We start from the raw sequence: 1072 nt of genomic DNA on the forward strand, positions 1-1072 counted from the left end.
TGAGATGGGCATTCCGCCATCAATGATGCCAGAAGTAAAACGTTCTTCGGAAATTTACGGCAAAACGAACATCGGTGGTAAAGGCGGTACTCGAATTCCTATCGCAGGTATTGCAGGTGACCAACAAGCGGCGCTATACGGCCAAATGTGTGTGGAAGCTGGCCAAGCGAAAAACACATACGGCACAGGTTGTTTCTTGCTGATGAACACTGGCCAAGAGAAAGTCACCTCGAAGAATGGTCTGCTTACCACTCTAGCTTGTGGTCCGAAAGGCGAGCCAGCTTACGCACTTGAAGGTGCTGTGTTCATGGGTGGTGCCTCTATCCAGTGGCTACGTGATGAACTGAAAATCCTAAACGGCGCAGAAGATTCTGAATACTTCGCAACAAAAGTGGACACATCGAACGGCGTTTATGTAGTACCAGCCTTTACTGGCCTTGGCGCTCCATACTGGGATGCTTATGCACGTGGCACCATTGTTGGCCTTACTCGCGGTGTGAACTCAAACCACATTATCCGCGCGACTCTGGAAGGCATCGCTTACCAAACTCGTGACGTATTGGATGCGATGCAAGCTGACTCTGGAATCAAGCTCGCAAACTTGCGTGTTGATGGCGGTGCGGTAGCAAACAACTTCCTAATGCAATTCCAATCGGATGTATTAAACACAGAAGTGCACCGTCCACAAGTGACTGAAGTAACGGCTCTTGGTGCTGCATACCTGGCAGGTTTAGCGGTTGGTTACTGGAACAGCATTGATGAACTGCAAGATAAAGCAGTGCTTGATCGTACGTTTGAACCGCATGATGACGAAGAAAAACGCAACCGTCGTTACAAAGGTTGGAAACGCGCTGTGAAATGTGCGCAAACTTGGTCTGAACTGCACGACGAAGACGATTAATTTTTCTCCCAAACGAACAAAGAGCGCCATTTGAGCGCTCTTTTTTGCGTCTTATCCCCGATTCCTACCTGCCTTTACTTCTCACAACGCGCAAATTCGAGCACAATAGCGCTTCGAATTTGAAGCATTGGCCGTTACCAATGCACAAGGGAGTGGTAAGTGAAGCAAATA

General features: G+C 48.5%; 1 protein-coding gene. It reads left to right on the forward strand.

All coding sequences use genetic code 11. The annotated features are described in order from the left end of the window. Nucleotides 1-901 (forward strand): FGGY-family carbohydrate kinase (locus R7P72_RS25900; protein ID WP_318111105.1); only part of this gene is annotated, 901 nt, incomplete at its 5' end. Nucleotides 902-1072 lie beyond the last annotated feature (171 nt).

The sequence above is a fragment of the Vibrio sp. Vb0888 genome, assembly GCF_033338835.1.
Classification (GTDB): Bacteria; Pseudomonadota; Gammaproteobacteria; order Enterobacterales; family Vibrionaceae; genus Vibrio; species Vibrio alginolyticus.